This window comes from Staphylococcus sp. AtHG25 (genome assembly GCF_003217445.1).
Lineage (GTDB): Bacteria > Bacillota > Bacilli > Staphylococcales > Staphylococcaceae > Staphylococcus > Staphylococcus haemolyticus.
Window position 1 is genome coordinate 78,444 of record NZ_QJSN01000006.1, and the last position, 17,262, is coordinate 95,705.

18 protein-coding genes and 1 pseudogene are annotated in these 17,262 nt (G+C 32.7%); 12 read left to right on the forward strand and 7 right to left on the reverse strand.

Features of this window, described 5'->3' with window-relative positions; translation table 11 throughout:
* Positions 1 to 4: 4 nt before the first annotated feature.
* The 9 genes from BDW31_RS06500 to lysA all read left to right on the forward strand — a co-directional run bounded on the left by BDW31_RS06500 (position 5) and on the right by lysA (position 8,453).
* Positions 5 to 1,207, forward strand: coding sequence for an aspartate kinase (locus BDW31_RS06500; protein ID WP_037551404.1), 1,203 nt, complete (start codon positions 5 to 7; stop codon positions 1,205 to 1,207).
* 65 nt (positions 1,208 to 1,272) lie between these two features.
* Positions 1,273 to 2,262, forward strand: a complete 990-nt coding sequence (locus BDW31_RS06505; RefSeq protein ID WP_011275809.1) for an aspartate-semialdehyde dehydrogenase — start codon at positions 1,273 to 1,275, stop codon at positions 2,260 to 2,262.
* Position 2,263: 1 nt separating this feature from the next.
* Positions 2,264 to 3,148 (forward strand): 4-hydroxy-tetrahydrodipicolinate synthase, encoded by an 885-nt coding sequence (gene dapA, locus BDW31_RS06510; RefSeq protein ID WP_053024709.1) that lies wholly within the window; start codon positions 2,264 to 2,266, stop codon positions 3,146 to 3,148.
* The gene (gene dapB, locus BDW31_RS06515; RefSeq protein WP_053024710.1) at positions 3,148 to 3,873 is read left to right on the forward strand and encodes a 4-hydroxy-tetrahydrodipicolinate reductase; all 726 of its coding nucleotides are present in this window, start codon (positions 3,148 to 3,150) and stop codon (positions 3,871 to 3,873) included. Before dapA ends, dapB begins: the two co-directional genes overlap by 1 nt.
* 39 nt (positions 3,874 to 3,912) lie before the next feature.
* Positions 3,913 to 4,632, forward strand: coding sequence for a 2,3,4,5-tetrahydropyridine-2,6-dicarboxylate N-acetyltransferase (gene dapD, locus BDW31_RS06520; RefSeq protein WP_053024711.1), 720 nt, complete (start codon positions 3,913 to 3,915; stop codon positions 4,630 to 4,632).
* 19 nt (positions 4,633 to 4,651) lie between these two features.
* Positions 4,652 to 4,858, forward strand: coding sequence for a hypothetical protein (locus tag BDW31_RS12470; RefSeq protein WP_037551412.1), 207 nt, complete (start codon positions 4,652 to 4,654; stop codon positions 4,856 to 4,858).
* 92 nt (positions 4,859 to 4,950) lie between these two features.
* Positions 4,951 to 6,102, forward strand: a complete 1,152-nt coding sequence (locus BDW31_RS06530; RefSeq protein WP_037551414.1) for an amidohydrolase — start codon at positions 4,951 to 4,953, stop codon at positions 6,100 to 6,102.
* A gap of 6 nt (positions 6,103 to 6,108) precedes the next feature.
* Positions 6,109 to 7,185 carry an alanine racemase gene (locus tag BDW31_RS06535; protein WP_053024712.1) on the forward strand — a complete coding sequence of 359 codons (1,077 nt, stop codon included), beginning with the start codon at positions 6,109 to 6,111 and terminating at the stop codon, positions 7,183 to 7,185.
* Between the two features lie 2 nt (positions 7,186 to 7,187).
* A complete protein-coding gene (lysA, locus tag BDW31_RS06540; RefSeq protein WP_037551416.1) occupies positions 7,188 to 8,453 on the forward strand; it encodes a diaminopimelate decarboxylase in 1,266 nt (421 codons plus the stop codon).
* A 472-nt stretch (positions 8,454 to 8,925) separates the two neighbouring features.
* Here lysA and BDW31_RS06545 read toward each other — a convergent pair.
* The 3 genes and pseudogenes from BDW31_RS06545 to msaA all read right to left on the reverse strand — a co-directional run.
* A pseudogene (locus BDW31_RS06545) lies at positions 8,926 to 9,414 on the reverse strand (IS30 family transposase); the annotation flags it as partial.
* 249 nt (positions 9,415 to 9,663) lie between these two features.
* Positions 9,664 to 9,864, reverse strand: a complete 201-nt coding sequence (gene cspA, locus BDW31_RS06550; RefSeq protein ID WP_002433901.1) for a cold shock protein CspA — start codon at positions 9,862 to 9,864, stop codon at positions 9,664 to 9,666.
* Positions 9,865 to 10,068: 204 nt separating this feature from the next.
* Positions 10,069 to 10,377, reverse strand: coding sequence for a regulatory protein MsaA (gene msaA, locus BDW31_RS06555; RefSeq protein WP_037551417.1), 309 nt, complete (start codon positions 10,375 to 10,377; stop codon positions 10,069 to 10,071).
* Positions 10,378 to 10,539: 162 nt separating this feature from the next.
* On the opposite strand from msaA, the gene BDW31_RS06560 reads away from it, so the two are divergent.
* Genes BDW31_RS06560 through BDW31_RS06570 form a run of 3 tightly spaced genes read left to right on the forward strand, consistent with a single transcriptional unit; the run spans position 10,540 to position 12,653 of the window.
* Positions 10,540 to 10,809, forward strand: a complete 270-nt coding sequence (locus tag BDW31_RS06560) for an acylphosphatase (protein ID WP_037551418.1) — start codon at positions 10,540 to 10,542, stop codon at positions 10,807 to 10,809.
* A 21-nt stretch (positions 10,810 to 10,830) separates the two neighbouring features.
* Positions 10,831 to 11,457 (forward strand): 5-bromo-4-chloroindolyl phosphate hydrolysis family protein, encoded by a 627-nt coding sequence (locus BDW31_RS06565; RefSeq protein WP_053024713.1) that lies wholly within the window; start codon positions 10,831 to 10,833, stop codon positions 11,455 to 11,457.
* Between the two features lie 26 nt (positions 11,458 to 11,483).
* A complete protein-coding gene (locus BDW31_RS06570) occupies positions 11,484 to 12,653 on the forward strand; it encodes a toxic anion resistance protein (RefSeq protein ID WP_053024714.1) in 1,170 nt (389 codons plus the stop codon).
* Between the two features lie 76 nt (positions 12,654 to 12,729).
* Here BDW31_RS06570 and brnQ3 read toward each other — a convergent pair whose 3' ends face one another.
* From brnQ3 to BDW31_RS06590, 4 genes are all read right to left on the reverse strand, one after another.
* A complete protein-coding gene (gene brnQ3 / locus BDW31_RS06575; RefSeq protein WP_053024715.1) occupies positions 12,730 to 14,073 on the reverse strand; it encodes a branched-chain amino acid-like transporter carrier protein BrnQ3 in 1,344 nt (447 codons plus the stop codon).
* A gap of 128 nt (positions 14,074 to 14,201) precedes the next feature.
* Positions 14,202 to 16,091 carry a vWA domain-containing protein gene (locus BDW31_RS06580; protein ID WP_053024716.1) on the reverse strand — a complete coding sequence of 630 codons (1,890 nt, stop codon included), beginning with the start codon at positions 16,089 to 16,091 and terminating at the stop codon, positions 14,202 to 14,204.
* Between the two features lie 12 nt (positions 16,092 to 16,103).
* Positions 16,104 to 16,895 carry an ATP-binding protein gene (locus tag BDW31_RS06585; RefSeq protein ID WP_053024717.1) on the reverse strand — a complete coding sequence of 264 codons (792 nt, stop codon included), beginning with the start codon at positions 16,893 to 16,895 and terminating at the stop codon, positions 16,104 to 16,106.
* 150 nt (positions 16,896 to 17,045) lie between these two features.
* The gene (locus BDW31_RS06590) at positions 17,046 to 17,249 is read right to left on the reverse strand and encodes a DUF6501 family protein (protein ID WP_029376685.1); all 204 of its coding nucleotides are present in this window, start codon (positions 17,247 to 17,249) and stop codon (positions 17,046 to 17,048) included.
* Positions 17,250 to 17,262: the final 13 nt, after the last annotated feature.

Consider the following 17,262-nt stretch of genomic DNA (forward strand, 5'->3'; position numbering starts at 1 on the left):
AGTTTTGAAGCGAAGTGTTTTGAAGTTCGGTGGTTCATCCGTCGCTGATTTTACAAAGATAAAAAATATTGCAGAAATGCTTAAGAACCGTGTGGATGACGGTGAACAATTAATTGTAGTTGTTAGTGCTATGGGTAAAACAACAGATCAATTAATGGATAATGTATCAAATCTTACTGCTACACCTAAAGATGAGGAACTCGCCCTACTTTTAACGACCGGTGAACAACAGACGGTATCATATTTATCCATGGTGTTAAATGATATCGGTGTTAATGCTAGAGCAATGACTGGTTATCAAGCAGGTATTAAAACGATTGGCCATCATTTAAAAAGCAGAATTGCTGAAATCAATCCAGAAACATTTGATAAAGCATTCACTGACAAAGATGTGTTAGTCGTTGCTGGTTTCCAAGGTATTAATGATGCATTTGAACTTACAACGTTAGGACGTGGAGGATCAGATACAACGGCAGTTGCAATTGCTGCAAGTAATCAAATTCCATGTGAAATATATACTGACGTTGATGGCGTTTATGCCACTGACCCTCGAATATTAAGTAAGGCAAAACGTTTAGATTATGTTTCTTATGAAGAAATGATGGAAATGAGTGCATTAGGTGCAGGCGTACTTGAAACTCGAAGCGTAGAACTTGCTAAGAACTATGATATCCCATTGTATCTCGGTAGAACTTTATCAAATGAGAAAGGAACATGGATTATGTCAAGAGCAGACTTATTAGAGAAAAAAGCTGTAACAGGTGTAGCATTAGATAAACATATGATGCACGTTACAATTAGTTATCCCCTACCTGATAATCGTCTTTTAACGCAATTGTTCACAGCATTAGAAGAAGGTTCAGTAAATGTGGATATGATATCCCAAATAGTTAACGTTGAAGGATTGCAGCTATCATTCTCTATTAAAGATAGTGATGTACAACAAATTTCAACTATTTTGAGTAACCTTTCTTCTTCATTTAACGCATTGGATTATAAAATTAATGAAGAATACGTTAAAATTTCGCTTATTGGTTCGGGTATGAGAGATATGTCGGGCGTTGCATCAAAGGCTTTCATTACTTTAATTAATGCAAATATCCCATTCTATCAAACTACAACATCTGAAATTAGTATTTCTTATGTGATAGATGCTGATAATGGGGAAAAAGCGGTTGAAGTATTATACAATGCATTTGATATTTAAACATCAACATGCTACTTATAAATAATTTTTTTAAAATTCAAACAAATGATATTGGAGTGACTTTTATGACAAGATTAGCAGTAGTCGGAGCAACAGGTTTAGTTGGAACAAAAATGTTAGAAACAATTGATCGCAAAAACATCAAGTTCGATGAGTTAGTATTATTCTCATCAGCTAGATCAGCAGGAAAAGAAGTTCAATTTCAAGGCCAAACGTATGTTGTACAAGAATTAACAGAAGAAGCAGCAAGTGAAAAATTTGACTACGTTCTAATGAGTGCCGGTGGTGGCACAAGTGCACAATTCGCCCCAATCTTTGAAAAGGCAGGTGCAATTGTCATCGATAACTCTAGTCAATGGCGCATGACTGAAGATATTGACTTAATTGTACCTGAAGTAAATCAACCTGAATTTAAGCGCGGCATTATTGCCAACCCTAACTGTTCTACAATTCAATCAGTAGTACCATTAAAAGTATTACAAGATCAATTTGGTTTAAAACGTGTTGCATATACAACTTATCAAGCTGTTTCAGGTTCAGGTATTAAAGGTAAAAGAGATTTAGCTGAAGGTGCAAATGGTAAAGAACCAGAAGCGTATCCTCACCCTATTTATAATAATGTATTACCACATATTGATGTATTCTTAGAGGATGGATATACAAAAGAAGAACAAAAAATGATTGATGAAACACGCAAGATTTTACATGAGCCTGAATTAAAAGTAACTGCAACATGTGCACGTGTTCCAGTACAAGATAGTCATAGTGTTGAAATTGACGTTACTTTAGATAAGGAAGCAACTGTACAGGAAATTAAAGATTTATTTGATAAAGACGAACGTGTTGTATTAGTTGATAACCCTGAAAAAAATGAATATCCTCAGGCACTTAACTCTACTGGTAGAGATGAAGTATTTGTAGGCCGTATCCGTAGAGATGACTCATTAGATAATACATTCCACGTTTGGTGCACATCTGACAATTTATTGAAAGGTGCAGCATTGAATGCAGTACAAGTATTAGAGCAAGTAATCAATTTAAAAGGAGCTAGATAATATGCCACATTTATTCGAAGGTGTGGGAGTAGCACTTGCTACCCCATTCACAAATAATGAAGTTGATTATAATGCATTAGAGAGACATGTAGATTTCCTATTAGACAATGGTGTAAAAGCAATTATCGTTAATGGAACTACAGCTGAGAGCCCTACTTTAACTGAAGAAGAAAAAGAACAAGTATTGGAATCAGTTATAAAGCAAGTTAATCATCGTGTGAATATTATTGCAGGTACAGGTACGAATAATACTGCCAAATCAATTCAAGCATCTCAACGCGCTAAAGCACTTGGTGCAGATGCAATTATGTTAATTACCCCCTACTACAATAAAACAAATCAACGTGGCTTAGTTAAACACTTCGAAACGATTGCGAATGAAGTTGAATTGCCAGTTGTACTATATAATGTACCTTCTCGTACAAATATGACAATTGAACCAGAGACAGTTGAAACATTAAGTCATAACCAATATATTGTTGCAATCAAAGATGCCACAAATGACTTTGAATATTATGAAGACGTTAAAAGTCGTATCAATCAAGAGGAATTCGCTTTATATAGTGGTAATGATGATAATGTTGTCGAATTTTATCAAAGAGGTGGCAATGGTGTTATCTCAGTTATTGCAAATGCAATTCCTAAAGAATTCCAAGGTTTATATGATGCTAAACAAAGTGGACAAGATATTTCAAACGATTTCGAACCAATTAGTAAATTATTAGATGCCCTTTCTGTAGATGTTAATCCTATTCCAATTAAAACGTTAACAAGTCATTTAGGTTTTGGTAATTATGAATTGCGTTTACCACTTCTTCCGTTAGAAGATGCAGATGCCAAAGTCTTAATCAATGCATTTGAACAGTTTAAAGCAGGTGAACTTTAATGAAAATTTTACTTATTGGTTACGGTGCAATGAATCAAAGAGTAGCTCGCTTAGCAGAGGAAAAAGGTTATGAAATTATAGGTGTTATTGAACCTCAAAAAAATGAGACAACACCATATACACACTATGATCACATTGCTGATGCACAAAATGAAGCGGATGTAGCGATTGATTTTTCAAATCCTAATCTATTGTTACCACTTCTTGAAGAAGAGTTTCAATTACCTTTAGTTATAGCTACTACAGGTGAAAAAGAAAAATTAGTTGAAAAGTTAAATGAATTAAGCCATAACATGCCCATATTCTTTAGTGCAAATATGAGTTATGGTGTACATGCTTTAACTAAAATATTAGAAGCAGCTGTACCACTTCTTCAAGATTATGATATCGAGTTGACTGAAGCACATCATAATAAAAAAGTAGATGCCCCTAGTGGTACATTAGTAAAAATATATGATGTTATTAAAGACTTACGCCAAAATATCACACCAGTTTATGATCGACATGAACATACAGAACAACGCACTAAAGATGAAGTTGGCATTCACTCTATTCGTGGTGGGACTATTGTAGGTGAACATGATGTATTATTTGCAGGAACAGATGAAACCATTACAATCTCACATAAAGCACAGTCTAAAGATATTTTTGCAAATGGAGCAATCACTGCTGCTGAAAAATTAATAAACCAATCTAGCGGTTATTACACGTTTGACAACTTATAAGATATAAAATCTAGAAAATGTTAAGGAGAGACTTAAATTATGGTACAACATTTATCAGCTGAGGAAATTATTCAATATATTAGTGACGCCAAAAAATCTACACCATTAAAAGTATATGTTAATGGCAATTTTGATGGTGTTACCTTCCCTGATTCTTTTAAAGTATTTGGTTCCGACAATTCTAAAGTAATCTTTTGTGAAGCCGATGATTGGAAACCATTCTATGAATCAAATCAAAATACAATTACTGAGTTAGAAATTGAAATGGATCGTCGTAATTCAGCAATTCCACTTAAAGACTTAACAAACACAAATGCGCGTATTGAACCAGGTGCATTTATACGTGAACAAGCTATTATTGAAGACGGTGCTGTCGTTATGATGGGCGCAACAATCAACATTGGTGCTGTAGTTGGTGAAGGAACTATGATTGATATGAATGCTACATTAGGCGGTCGTGCGACAACTGGTAAGAATGTGCATGTAGGTGCTGGCGCCGTTCTAGCTGGCGTAATTGAGCCTCCTAGTGCTTCACCAGTAGTCATAGATGATAATGTATTAATTGGTGCTAATGCAGTCATTTTAGAAGGTGTTCATGTTGGCGAAGGCGCGATTGTCGCTGCAGGTGCTATTGTTACTCAAGATGTTCCAGTTGGTGCAGTCGTAGCTGGTACCCCTGCTAAAGTGATTAAACAAACTTCGGAAGTAGAAGACTCTAAACGTGAAATTGTTTCAGCATTAAGAAAATTAAATGACTAATGATATGAGTATATGATAAGTGGCAATGACAAAAGACTATTTTATAGCTGTATTGCATAATCACAATGGCCTTATTGAACTGAGAAGGCGCTTAACTGAGCCCTTCTCAGTTTTAGTTATTCTTATGAAGAGTGGATTTGGCATAATAAAGCGTATTTATTTAGAATTTTTACCAATAGACCCAAGCAGTGGACAAAAAAACCATGCGACTCTATTTCAAAATTAATACTATTTTAAATTAATATCACCTCATACATAAAAAGATGAAATAAGTTACAATATTAATAAGACAAATTAAGTTAATAAAGGAATGATATGATGAGTGAATTAGAATTTGTAACTAAACATAGAAGACATTTACATCAACATCCAGAATTAAGTTTACATGAATTCGAGACGACAAATTACATCACACAGTTTTTAGACGAATTAGGAGTGTCATATGAGCGCCCTCTTGAAACTGGTGCAATAGCATACTTAAACGGTAATAGTGATCATACCATTGCATTTCGTGCGGATATCGATGCGTTACCAATTTTTGAAGAAAATGATGTCGATTATCGAAGTCAAACGGATAATGTAATGCATGCATGTGGTCACGACGGACATACAACGGCATTAATGTTATTTGTTAAACGCTGCAAAGAAATGTTCGATAAAGGAACGCTTCCACACAACGTTGTATTCATCTTCCAACCTGCCGAAGAAACTGGTGGCGGAGCGAATCGTCTAATTAAAGCAGGTGCGTTTAATAACTATCCAATAGAAGCTGTTTTTGGAATCCATGTTAATCCATTTGCCGATGAAGGACAAGTTGTTATCCGTGATGAAGAAATTACAGCAAGTGCAACTGAATATCGCTTCTTCTTAAAAGGATTATCAAGTCATGTTGCAGATAAAGAGCAAGGTCATTCCTGTGGTGAAGCCCTTCTACACGTTCTAAATCAAGTAGGACAAATACAACAGTATCATCTTAATGGCTTAAAACGAAATATTGTTCATATGGGTCATTTTGAAGCTGGAGAAGCTATTAACACTGTAGCTAGCCATGGATATTTAGAAGGAACGATTCGAACTTATGATCCAAATGATTTAAATGTAGTAAAAACGCAAATGCATAAAATTGCTGAGAGTGTAAGCTTATTATTTAATGTGGATTGTGAAGTGAAATTTGAAGAAGGCTACCCACCTACTATGAACAGTCCTAAATTGCGTGCGAGTGTAGAACAAGCAATTAATGCTGCAAATCTAGAAGTTATAGATAAACCCCTACCATTTTTATTTGGTGAAGACTTTAGCTTCTACGGTCAACAGTTAGCCCCTGCCTACTTTGCATTCGTTGGTACGCGTAATGAAGACAAAGGTTATGTGACTGGACTTCATACGTCTCATCTTAATTTTGATGAGAAAGTATTAATCTATGTAGCAAATTATTATGAACAATTATTAATGCATTATGGAGAGGAGTAATTCACATTGACAGCAATATGGTCCGTCGATAAAGAAGCGTTTTTACAAAATGCTATTAAAGTTAAAAATGATAATTCAATTATGGCTGTGGTGAAGAACAACGCTTATCATTATGGTTTGGAGTTTGCTGTTACTACTTTTTTAAAAGCTAGAATTAATACATTCAGCACTACCTCTTTAAAAGAAGCCATTAAAGTACGAGAAATAGCACCTGATGCCACTATATTCTTAATGAACGCTGTTTATGATTTTGAAAAAGTAAGAAAATATCAAATACAAATGACTTTACCGTCATTAGCCTATTATTACAAATATAAGAATGATTTGAATGGTATCAAAGTGCACTTAGAATTTGAAAATTTACTTCATCGTTCAGGATTTAAAACATTAGAAGAAATTAGAGAAGTACTCAATGATCATTATATTAACTCAAATGAAGACAAAATGATTATTAGTGGATTGTGGACGCACTTTGGTTATGCAGATGAATTTGATGTGCCTGAGTATAGTATAGAACGTGAAGCATGGTTAAATATAGTCGATACCTTATTAGATGAGGGTTATCAATTTGATTTAATTCATGCGCAAAATAGTGCAAGTTACTATCGTGAAGGTCAGAAACTTTTACCCTATCATACACATGCGCGTGTAGGCATTGCATTGTATGGTTCTCGACCATATAGTGATTTAGATGAGTATAGTATTAAACAATCTCTTACTGTAAAAGGTAATGTGATACAAGTGCGTGAAGTGAATGCTGGAGATAATTGTGGGTATAGTTTTGCATTTGAAGCTACAAGAGATCATACACGATTAGCAGTTGTAGATGTAGGCTATGGAGATGGTATTCTTAAATCGAGAGCTAAACATGAAGCTTTAATTAAAGGTAAACGCTACCCTATTCGCGCATTAATGATGAGTCACATGTTTGTAGAAGTTGATGATGAAGTCCATGCACAAGATGAAGTGATATTATATAATAACGATATACGCATTGATGAATATACATTCAAAGGTGTAGGCGCTAACTCAGAACAACTTAGTGCGATGAATCATGATTCTCTCATAAAGGAGTATAGATAAAAATGGCATTAAAATATAATGAATATGGTGAATTAACTATGGCAGGTACAAGTTTAAAAACACTTGCTCAAAGTTTTGGTACCCCTACTATTGTTTATGACGAAGATGAAATTCGCAATCAAATGCGTAGATACCATAAAGCTTTTCAAAAAAGCGGTTTGAAATATAATATTTCATATGCTTCGAAAGCATTTACATGTATCCAAATGGTCAAATTAGTACAAGAAGAAGACTTACAATTAGATGTAGTTTCTGAAGGTGAATTATATACTGCATTAGAAGCAAAGTTTGACCCAAGTAAGATCCACTTTCATGGAAATAACAAAACTAAACGTGAAATACAATACGCTTTAGAAAGTGGCGTTGGTTATTTTGTTATCGATTCACTTGAGGAAATTGATTTAATCGACAGATATGCGAGCGACACTGTAAATGTAGTATTACGCGTAAATCCTGGTGTTGAAGCACATACGCATGAGTTTATTCAAACTGGCCAAGAAGATAGTAAATTCGGTTTATCAATTCGCCATGGCTTAGCGATTGAAGCGGTTAATAAAGTGAGCGACTCTAAACGTTTACATCTAAAAGGTATTCACTTCCATATTGGTTCTCAAATCGAAGGAACTGAAGCGATGATTGAAACTGCTAAGATTGTGCTTAACTGGCTTTCTGAAAATGATATCAAAGTTGAATTACTTAATCTAGGTGGAGGTTTCGGTATCAAATACGTTGAAGGAGACGTAAGCTTCCCTATTGAAGAAGGTATTGCAGAAATTACAGATGCAATCAAAGCTGAAACTGAACGTCTAAATTATGAAGTACCGGAAATTGGTATTGAACCAGGCCGTTCTATTGTTGGAGAAGCTGGAATTACTTTATACGAAGTAGGTACAATTAAAGAAATTCCTGAAGTAAACAAATATGTTTCAATTGATGGTGGCATGAGCGATCACATTAGAACTGCATTATATGGTGCCAAATATCAAGCATTATTAGTAAACCGTCATGAAGAAGCTGATGAAACAGTAACAATTGCTGGTAAATTATGTGAATCAGGTGACATCATTATTCGTGATGCAAAACTCCCTTCTTCTGTTCAACGTGGTGATTACCTAGCGATTCTTTCTACAGGAGCATATCATTACTCAATGGCTTCTAATTACAACCAAATGCAGAAACCACCTGTATTTTTCTTAAAAGATGGTAAAGCACGTGAAGTTATTAAACGCCAATCATTACGTCAATTGATTATTAACGACACTAAATAAAAATTAACAATTAAAAAATAATTCTTAAGAATGTTAAAAGAGAAGTTTAAACTTAAAACCTACGTAGACTTTATAAATTTTGCTACGTAGGTTTTTAATATCTTAATAATTAATTTTATTATTAAGATATATGATTACTAATATTGTAATTTTTTAAAAATAAATTTTGATACAAGATATATAACTACTATGTATAATAAAGTAATAACACTCATTATTAATAAATTTTTTGGAAAGCTAATATTACTATCGAATTTGATAAAATTAGATAGTAAAAGCTTAATTTTATCAATACTGTCTGTAACTTTTATGAGAATATATCCTGTAATTAAAGTAATAATAGTTACTCCAGTATTGAAACGTATAGATGCAATAAGTGAAAAAATATTAAAATAGCATCGGTAAAAAATAAGACTATCAAATTTGTCATTAAATAATGAGTATATTTAGTATCTTTTAATAATTTCGTTTGTCAAAATAAACTAGACAATTTCTCATCTTCGATAAAAGTCATAAATACTTCCAATGGTGTTTTATAGCCCAGCGATTTTCTGGGACGATGATTAATATTTTGAGCAACACTAATGATAAGATGATCAGTGACTGAATTAAAGTCTAATTCTTTATCTAATCCATTGCGTCTAAGTATCCCGTTAGAATGTTCATTCAATCCACATTGCGACGGAGTGTCGGGGTCAGCAAAGAATATCGAGATATCGTGTCGGTTACAGATAGTTTTCCAGTTGGAGAGCTCCTTACCACAATCGAAAGTAATCGATTTAAATATATGAGGAGGTAAAGCTGAAAACATGGAGTGAAGAGCATCTTCAATATCATCTGCCTTGCGGCTTTGAGGTCGTATAGTGAAAATCATCTTAGAGATTCTTTCTACTAAGGTTATGACAGCACTCCCATGATTACGGCCAATGATAGTGTCACCTTCAAGATGACCAAATTCTTGCATAATCACTGCTCCTTTCTCCTACTTATCAGCATAATAATATATATAATAAAAATGATATTGTATTTTGAACTATTGAATTAAAGACAAACTTTCTTTATAAAAAATGAGATTAATGAAACAAATTGATAGTTTCATTAATCTCATTTTTCGTAGAACTTTTTTCTTAAGCAATTTTAACTTAAAAATAAAAAAACACCCTACATCTTGGTAAGGTGTTACTAAAGTCAATATTTTACAATCTATTTATTATAGTTTAACAACGTTTGCAGCTTGAGGACCGCGATCGCCTTCAACTACTTCAAATTCAACTGATTGACCTTCTTCTAATGATTTGTAACCATCTTGGTTAATTGCTGAAAAGTGTACGAATACGTCGTTTTCACCTTCAACTTCGATAAAACCAAAACCTTTTTCAGCGTTAAACCATTTAACTGTACCTTGTTTCATAATTCTGAAACCTCCAAGACTAAATTCTTTCAATATGCATTATTCGCATATTACAAAAAATACATGTGACAATTATGTATTAATAACAAAACGCTATAAATAACTCTTACAGATATTCTTTGCAATATGGAATAAAACCATTGCTTAATAATAATTATATGTTAGTTCTTACCAAATTGCAATACAATTATAGAAAATTATCTTTTAATTAATTTTTGGTAGATTATAATATACTTCTTTATTATTTAATACAATAAAACTATAAAATATTTGTAAATCTTCTTCACAATCTTCACAAAAGTTTAAATCGCAATTGTTATAAAACGCATGAATATTGTATTTTCCAACAACATAATTATCGTAATAATCTTTACTTTTTGAAATTATGTTAATGTAGTAGTTTAGCATTTCATCATATGAAGTAAATTGATATTGCTCTATAATTTTATCTGTCCAGTCACTAAATAACCACCATCCCTCATAGTCAGCTCTAATTTTGGCAACTGTCCACATATATATTTCCCCTTTCAATTAGCCTATAATAATTATTTTAACTATTTTATATCTGAATTAAAAATATAATGTCTCATACTTTTGTCGATAGCCTATTTATTCCATAGTAATTATTAGTTTTTTAGTATAAAACTTCGTATAATAAGTATAAGGAGTGATACTATGAAGCAAAAGCATTTACAAGTGTTTGGGACGGTTCAAGGTGTAGGCTTTCGATATTATACACAAAGATTAGCGAATAAGTATCATATTCTAGGCACTGTCCAGAATGTAGATGATTATGTTGAAATATATGCAATAGGTAATGACGATGACATCCAACAGTTTATTAATGCTGTAACTGAGGGTGCATCACCTGCTTCACATGTTACACACTATGAGCTTGAAGATACTAATGTGAGTGAAGATTTTTCTGATTTTAAATCGATTTAAATATAAAAAGGAAGATGTAATTTGAGATATAATATTTCTCGGCTTTTAGGCGTAATTGTAGGAATTCCAGTAGCTATGGTATCTTGGATGGTCAGCGTATTTGGCTTTGATCTTTCATTTATTATTGACGCTTTGGTTGGTATTGGGATGTTTTTTGTGTCCTACTTCCCTACTCAACGACTCACGTCTAGGAAGTATTTAACAGAAATTGGTCTTTCACGAAGAGACTATCATTACGTAAGCAACCATTTAAAGCAAACACAAGATAAGATACGAACAATATTAAAATCATTTGTTAATGTAAGATCTATTCAAGATTTTAGACAAATCAATGATATATATAGGATTTCAAAATCAATTCATTTTGCTGTTAAACAAAGGCCAGCAATGTTTTTTAAAGTAGAGAGTTTCTTTTATTCGCATATAGATAATGCGCTAAATTTAATAGAGTCATACACTCGATTAGCAAAAATGCCGAAAAAAACTATTGAAGAAAAGCAAAAATTAGAACATACTCGTATAACTTTAGATGAAGTTAAACGTACGTTGATTGCTGATCTGAAGAGAATCAATGAAGATGATTACGAGCGTCTAGATGTTGAAATGGAAATTAACAAATTAGAACAAAAACGTCATAAAGATAACTAGAATAAAGAAATGGAGCGATTTTTTAAATGCCTCGAAATGATCAATTTAACAACTCACATCCATTAGATGATTATATAGTACAACAACAACTAAAAAACCTAGATAATAATAGCAATGTCAGTCTAGCGAATCAAAACACAGTTTTAGATGATTTTCAGCAACAATTCAGTGATAAAGAAATGCAAAAAATTGAAAGTATTAGTCAACAAATTAAACCTTTAGACAATGATGGTCTATTATCATATGGCTCACATTTGCAAGAAAATATGTCTCAATTCTCACATAAAATGCTGGATGAAGTGCAGACTAAAGATATTGGACCTGTTGGAGATTCACTTAATCAATTAATGACTAAGTTAAAAGCTGTAAATCCTGATGAGTTAAATCCAGAGAAACAATCCAAACTTAAGCGCTTTTTTAAACGTACCAAAGCTTCAATTAATGAAGTGTTTTCTAGGATGCAATCAGTAAGTTCCCAAATTGATAGAATTACAATTCAGCTTGATAAACACAAAAATAATCTATCAAAAGATATCAAATTATTAGACGGATTATATCAACAAAATAAAGATTACTTTGATGATGTTAATTTATATATCGCCGCCGCTAAAAGAAAAAAACATGAAATACAAACGAACGACATTCCGAAACTACAAGAACTTGCCAATCAAACTGGTAATCAAATGGATATACAAGCCGTAGCGGATATGGAGCAATTTGTTGATCGCTTAGATAAGCGTATTTATGATTTACAATTATCTCGTCAAATTGCAATACAAACTGCACCACAAATTCGCATGATTCAAAACGTTAATCAAGCATTGGCTGAGAAAATTCAAAGTTCTATTCTTACAAGTATTCCACTTTGGAAAAATCAAATGGCAATTGCCCTTACGTTAATGAGACAGCGTAATGCAGTGTCTGCCCAACGTGCCGTAACAGATACAACCAATGATTTACTTACTCAGAATGCGGCTATGTTAAAACAAAATGCCATTGAAACTGCTACGGAAAATGAGCGTGGCATTGTAGACATTGAAACACTTAAAACAACGCAAAGTGATATTATTGAAACAATTGAACAAACACTTCAAATCCAACAAAATGGTCGTCAAAAGCGTAAAGAAGCTGAGAAAGAACTTGTTGGCTTAGAAGATGAATTAAAACAACACTTACTTTCGATGAAGAAGGAATAGCTAAAATGATTAAAGCACATCACAACTCAAAATGAGTATGATGTGCTTTTTTATTATAATTAATTCGTTTAGATAACTATTCTTTTTGATAAACAATATGGTCTTGGTTTACGAATTTAGCAACGACATATCCAATAATAGTTGCGACTACTGCTATTGGGAACCATTCTAAAGAATATTGCTTTAACGGTAAAGCATCTATAAATGACATCTTCACCCAACCATTAGTACTTATAACACTTAATATTGAAACAATACTAATAACTGCAATTGGTACTTGCTGTGCAACTGGTTTAGTTGGAATGAATCGTGCAAGTAAAATTAGTAAAACAACAGTTATTGCTATAGGATAAATAACGCTCAATACTGGTACTGACATAGAAATTACAGCATTTAAACCTAAATTTGCCAGTATGAAACTAATCAAAGTAAAGAATATTGCATAAGCTTTGTATGAAACTTTAGGGAATATTCTATTAAAATATTGACTTACAGATACAATTAAGCCACAAGCAGTTGTTAAACAAGCGAGTGCAACGATAATACCCAATAAATATTTACCGAAGACACCAAAACCATTCGCCGCCATTGTTGTTAATAAATAAGCACCAACATTTTGATCTTTAGCTGTCAGATTTTTAAGTGTCGCACTGTCAATGTTCATATGATTGCCTATAAATCCTAATGAAACATATATAAATACAAGCGCTATGGCTGCAATTAAGCCTGACATAACTGTTTGTTTAAATATTTGATTTGCATGTTTAACCCCTGTAGCTTTTATCGCGTTAACTACTATCATTGAAAAAGCAATTGCTGCGATTGCATCCATAGTTAAATACCCTTCTGTAAAGCCTCTTGAGAAACTTCCAATAGCTGAATTGTAATCAACCTTGTTTCCATGAGATGGTGCATTACCATTATAATCAACAAATCCTTTAATAATCATTGCTAAAATTGTTATTAATAATAATGGTGTTAATAAAGATCCTATCCGATCTACAATTTTACCTGGATTTATACATAGGTAAAGAACGACTAGGAAATAGATAAGAGTGAATATAAATAACACTAAATTACTATTCGTATGAGCAATTGGTGTCACAGTCATCTCAAATGAAGTCGAAGCTGTACGCGGAATTGCAAACAGAGGCCCTATTGTTAAATATATAATAATTAAAAATATTACAGAAAATTTAGGTGATATTTTATTTAATGAACCTACATAACCTTGTTTATCTAATGCGCCAACGATAACGCCTAACAATGGTAAGCCGATTCCTGTTAAACAAAATGCGATAACTGCTGGCCAAAAGAAATGACCACTATCTTGGCCTAAATTTGGTGGGAAAATAAGATTACCTGCGCCAAAAAACATAGCGAATAATGTAAATCCTACTATCCAAGTATTCTTATTCATAGAATTGCTCCTTTTTATGTGTATGTTTGCAATATTTAACATTCTAGCATAAAAAGGATTTACAAGTCTATGTGATTTCAGAAAATTTGAAAAGTTGATAAATATTTAAAATAGAAATCATATATCTTTTAAAATGATTTTAGAAGTAATTTTTTTAGTAATGGTGATAAATGACTCGGCAAATTTTCTACACCTTCTACAAATAATGCGTATTGACCATAAATGTTATGAATGGTTTGTTCAATATCTTCTGTTATAACATCTTGACTCAAAAACACATTAAATACTTCAATACCATATTTGCGGGCCATTTCTACACCTTCATAAGTGTCTAAAATACCATCTTGTGCATAATTGTAGGCTGAAGGTTCACCATCGGAAAATACTATCAAGAAACGTTGATTATGACTTCTTCTTAGCAAGCGTTCGCTAGCAATACGTATAGCTACGCCATCACGGTTATCATCTTGTGGGTGTAAAGACATGATTCGAGGACCACTTTTTTCCATGGTTGAATAATCATAATGAACAATTTCATCAATGATGTTAGGCTGTTTACGATCATCAGAATCAAATGCATCTTCATTGAACGCAAGTATTTCATGTTTAACATTTAATGCTTTCAATGTTTCGTGGAAAAGAACAACCCCTTTGATTGTCTCTTCCATCTTATCGAACATACTTGCAGATGCATCAATTAATAAAGTAAAAGTGGCATCAAACGTTTTACTTAAATCTTGTTTTTTATAAAATAATTTATATTGATCATCGATAAACCAATTTGTTAAATCTCTTTGCAAACGACCTTTAGTAAGGTTATGTCGCTCATCAACATGCTCGCGATCAATGGTTTTCTTGATAATTTGAATTAAATCCTTAGTTTCAAATTGAACATCGTTTTTAACATTTTGATACTCTAATAAGTAATCCGGTTCAATATCGGGAACATTCCATTTAATTTCTACATTTTCATTAATCCCTTTAAGTGCGAATGATGCATTCTCTCCTATAGAGCCACCTTCATCATTATTTAATGTATTGTCAGAACCACGACCCTTTTTGGTCATCATGTCTGTCATATCGTCTGTAGAATCACCTTCACGAGCAGTATCATTATCACTTATTACCTCACTATTCTCGCCCTCATGAAGTTCCATTTCAAGGTAAGCACCGCCTTCTGATTTACTATCTTGGGCATTCGTTTCAGCTTCAGCAGTCTCAGAGTCAGTATCCTCAGAGGTATTGTCTTTTCCATCTACATTACTCGCATCTGTACGTTTTAACTCATCAAACGTCATTTCATGGATTGCCTCATATACACGACGAGGGAGATGATAATATTCATTTAACATATCTTTGTTTAACATATCATCAATTTGGAACATGATACGTTGAGCTAAGTACATATTATCTTCTGATGTTTCATTTTGGAAAAAGTTAGGCAGATATTGAAACATAGAATTCAAAATATCGTCTAATTGTGAATGCATCATTGGAATATCAAAGAAATTCTGACTAAGAAATGCTTTTTCTAAATATAAAAATAGTAAATCAGTATACACAGTTTTAGTTTTATAGAATTTAATTTGAGATTCAGTATAAGACAATCTCGTTTGTAAACGTAAATCTATTAATTTAGAAGTACTTGGACGTTCATTACGAATATGATTAAACACGCGCATATCTTCTAGTAATCTAAAGATTTGCTGATAAAACTTAGGGTGTTCAAACTCATTATCATGTAATACTTCATTCACAATAGATTCATCCATCATTTGATACCCATAGGCTGCGAGCATCACGTCAGTTTTAAGTCCGGCTTTCTCTATATGCTCGGGACGGTGCGACCAGAACCAACTTGTGATCAATATGTTATTAATTGGATCATAGTAAGGGAATTTTTGAATTTTAACTTGTGTTTGCTCATTTTTAAGAAGTAAGCGCGCTAAGTCCTGTAGCATCATAACTTGCTTAGCATCTAATTGCTCATCATTAAATTTGATAAAACGATCGCTCATAATAATCCCTCTCTAAAAGTTTAATTCAATCGCATTTTTGATTGCTTGTTGTTCACGCTCATCTTCTAATTTATCGATAATTGTGCGTTGAATAGCACGCTCAATTGGCATTACAGTAATTAAGTCACTTAAATCTATTAATGCTCTAATACTAGCTGCTTCTTCAGAAATTTGACCTTGTTTAGACATTGTACGTAAATCTTCATTGAATTTGATAATTTGTTCAATAATAGCATCATCTTGAAGTTGACTTTGTTGCTTAATAACGTCTTTTAATATTTCACCGTCTATATAATCTACTTGAATAACAACAAAACGGTTTTTCAAAGCTTCGTTCATAGGAAGTGTACCTACATAGCCTTCATTAATTGCGGCAATAACGTTGAATCCTGGCGCCGCTTTTATCACTTCTCCAGTGAATGGGTTTGTAAGTTGGCGACGATAATCTAGAACACCATTTAGTATTGGTAAGGTTTCAGGTTTGGCCATATTTATTTCATCAATATAAAGGATATGTCCTTCACGCATTGCTTTAATTACAGGACCATCTATAAAAACAATTTCTTGTTGACCTTGTTCGTTTGTTTTAATTGTCTTAAAACCAAGTAGACTTTCAGCGTCTAAATCTACTGAACAGTTAACTTGATGCATTGGTGTATTAACAGCTACACTAAGTGTTTCCGCTAATTTGGTTTTACCAGAACCTGTTGGCCCCTTAAGTAATATATTTTTATTTAAATTAAATAATGCTTTAGCATCATTAAATACGGATTCATCTGAATTAATATATTGATTCTTAGTCATTTTTGTAGTTTACTCTCCTTCTTTAAAATGAAAAATAGACTAAGAAGTTGCATTGAAAAAGTAATGTTGAGTATATTTCAACGGTTACATCCCTTTTTCAAAATAACCCCCAAGTCTTGATTAAATCATGAACATGCTTAATTATTGATACTAAACTTCTTTAAAGTACGTTTTATAATAACCACCGACTAAACCAGAATTATCAATAATTTGATAGTATTCCTCAGTTTCATTAATAACATCATATTGCTTTCCAACAGTTAACATATCAGAAACTGTAAATTTCTTAGCATCTGTATTAATCACTTCAACTTTTTTAATAGGTGTACGTGTTTTCCATGTTTCATGTAACATTGCCATAAATTTC

Bases quoted from the DNA above. Each gene is read 5' to 3' on its own strand.
- BDW31_RS06530 (WP_037551414.1), top strand. From the start codon at position 4,951: ATGAGTGAATTAGAATTTGTAACTAAACATAGAAGACATTTACATCAA.
- BDW31_RS06585 (WP_053024717.1), bottom strand. From the start codon at position 16,895: ATGACTAAGAATCAATATATTAATTCAGATGAATCCGTATTTAATGAT.
- BDW31_RS06570 (WP_053024714.1), top strand. From the start codon at position 11,484: ATGCCTCGAAATGATCAATTTAACAACTCACATCCATTAGATGATTAT.
- cspA (WP_002433901.1), bottom strand. From the start codon at position 9,864: ATGAAACAAGGTACAGTTAAATGGTTTAACGCTGAAAAAGGTTTTGGT.
- dapB (WP_053024710.1), top strand. From the start codon at position 3,148: ATGAAAATTTTACTTATTGGTTACGGTGCAATGAATCAAAGAGTAGCT.
- brnQ3 (WP_053024715.1), bottom strand. From the start codon at position 14,073: ATGAATAAGAATACTTGGATAGTAGGATTTACATTATTCGCTATGTTT.
- BDW31_RS06560 (WP_037551418.1), top strand. From the start codon at position 10,540: ATGAAGCAAAAGCATTTACAAGTGTTTGGGACGGTTCAAGGTGTAGGC.
- BDW31_RS06580 (WP_053024716.1), bottom strand. From the start codon at position 16,091: ATGAGCGATCGTTTTATCAAATTTAATGATGAGCAATTAGATGCTAAG.
- dapD (WP_053024711.1), top strand. From the start codon at position 3,913: ATGGTACAACATTTATCAGCTGAGGAAATTATTCAATATATTAGTGAC.
- lysA (WP_037551416.1), top strand. From the start codon at position 7,188: ATGGCATTAAAATATAATGAATATGGTGAATTAACTATGGCAGGTACA.
- msaA (WP_037551417.1), bottom strand. From the start codon at position 10,377: ATGTGGACAGTTGCCAAAATTAGAGCTGACTATGAGGGATGGTGGTTA.
- dapA (WP_053024709.1), top strand. From the start codon at position 2,264: ATGCCACATTTATTCGAAGGTGTGGGAGTAGCACTTGCTACCCCATTC.
- BDW31_RS06505 (WP_011275809.1), top strand. From the start codon at position 1,273: ATGACAAGATTAGCAGTAGTCGGAGCAACAGGTTTAGTTGGAACAAAA.
- BDW31_RS06590 (WP_029376685.1), bottom strand. From the start codon at position 17,249: ATGTTACATGAAACATGGAAAACACGTACACCTATTAAAAAAGTTGAA.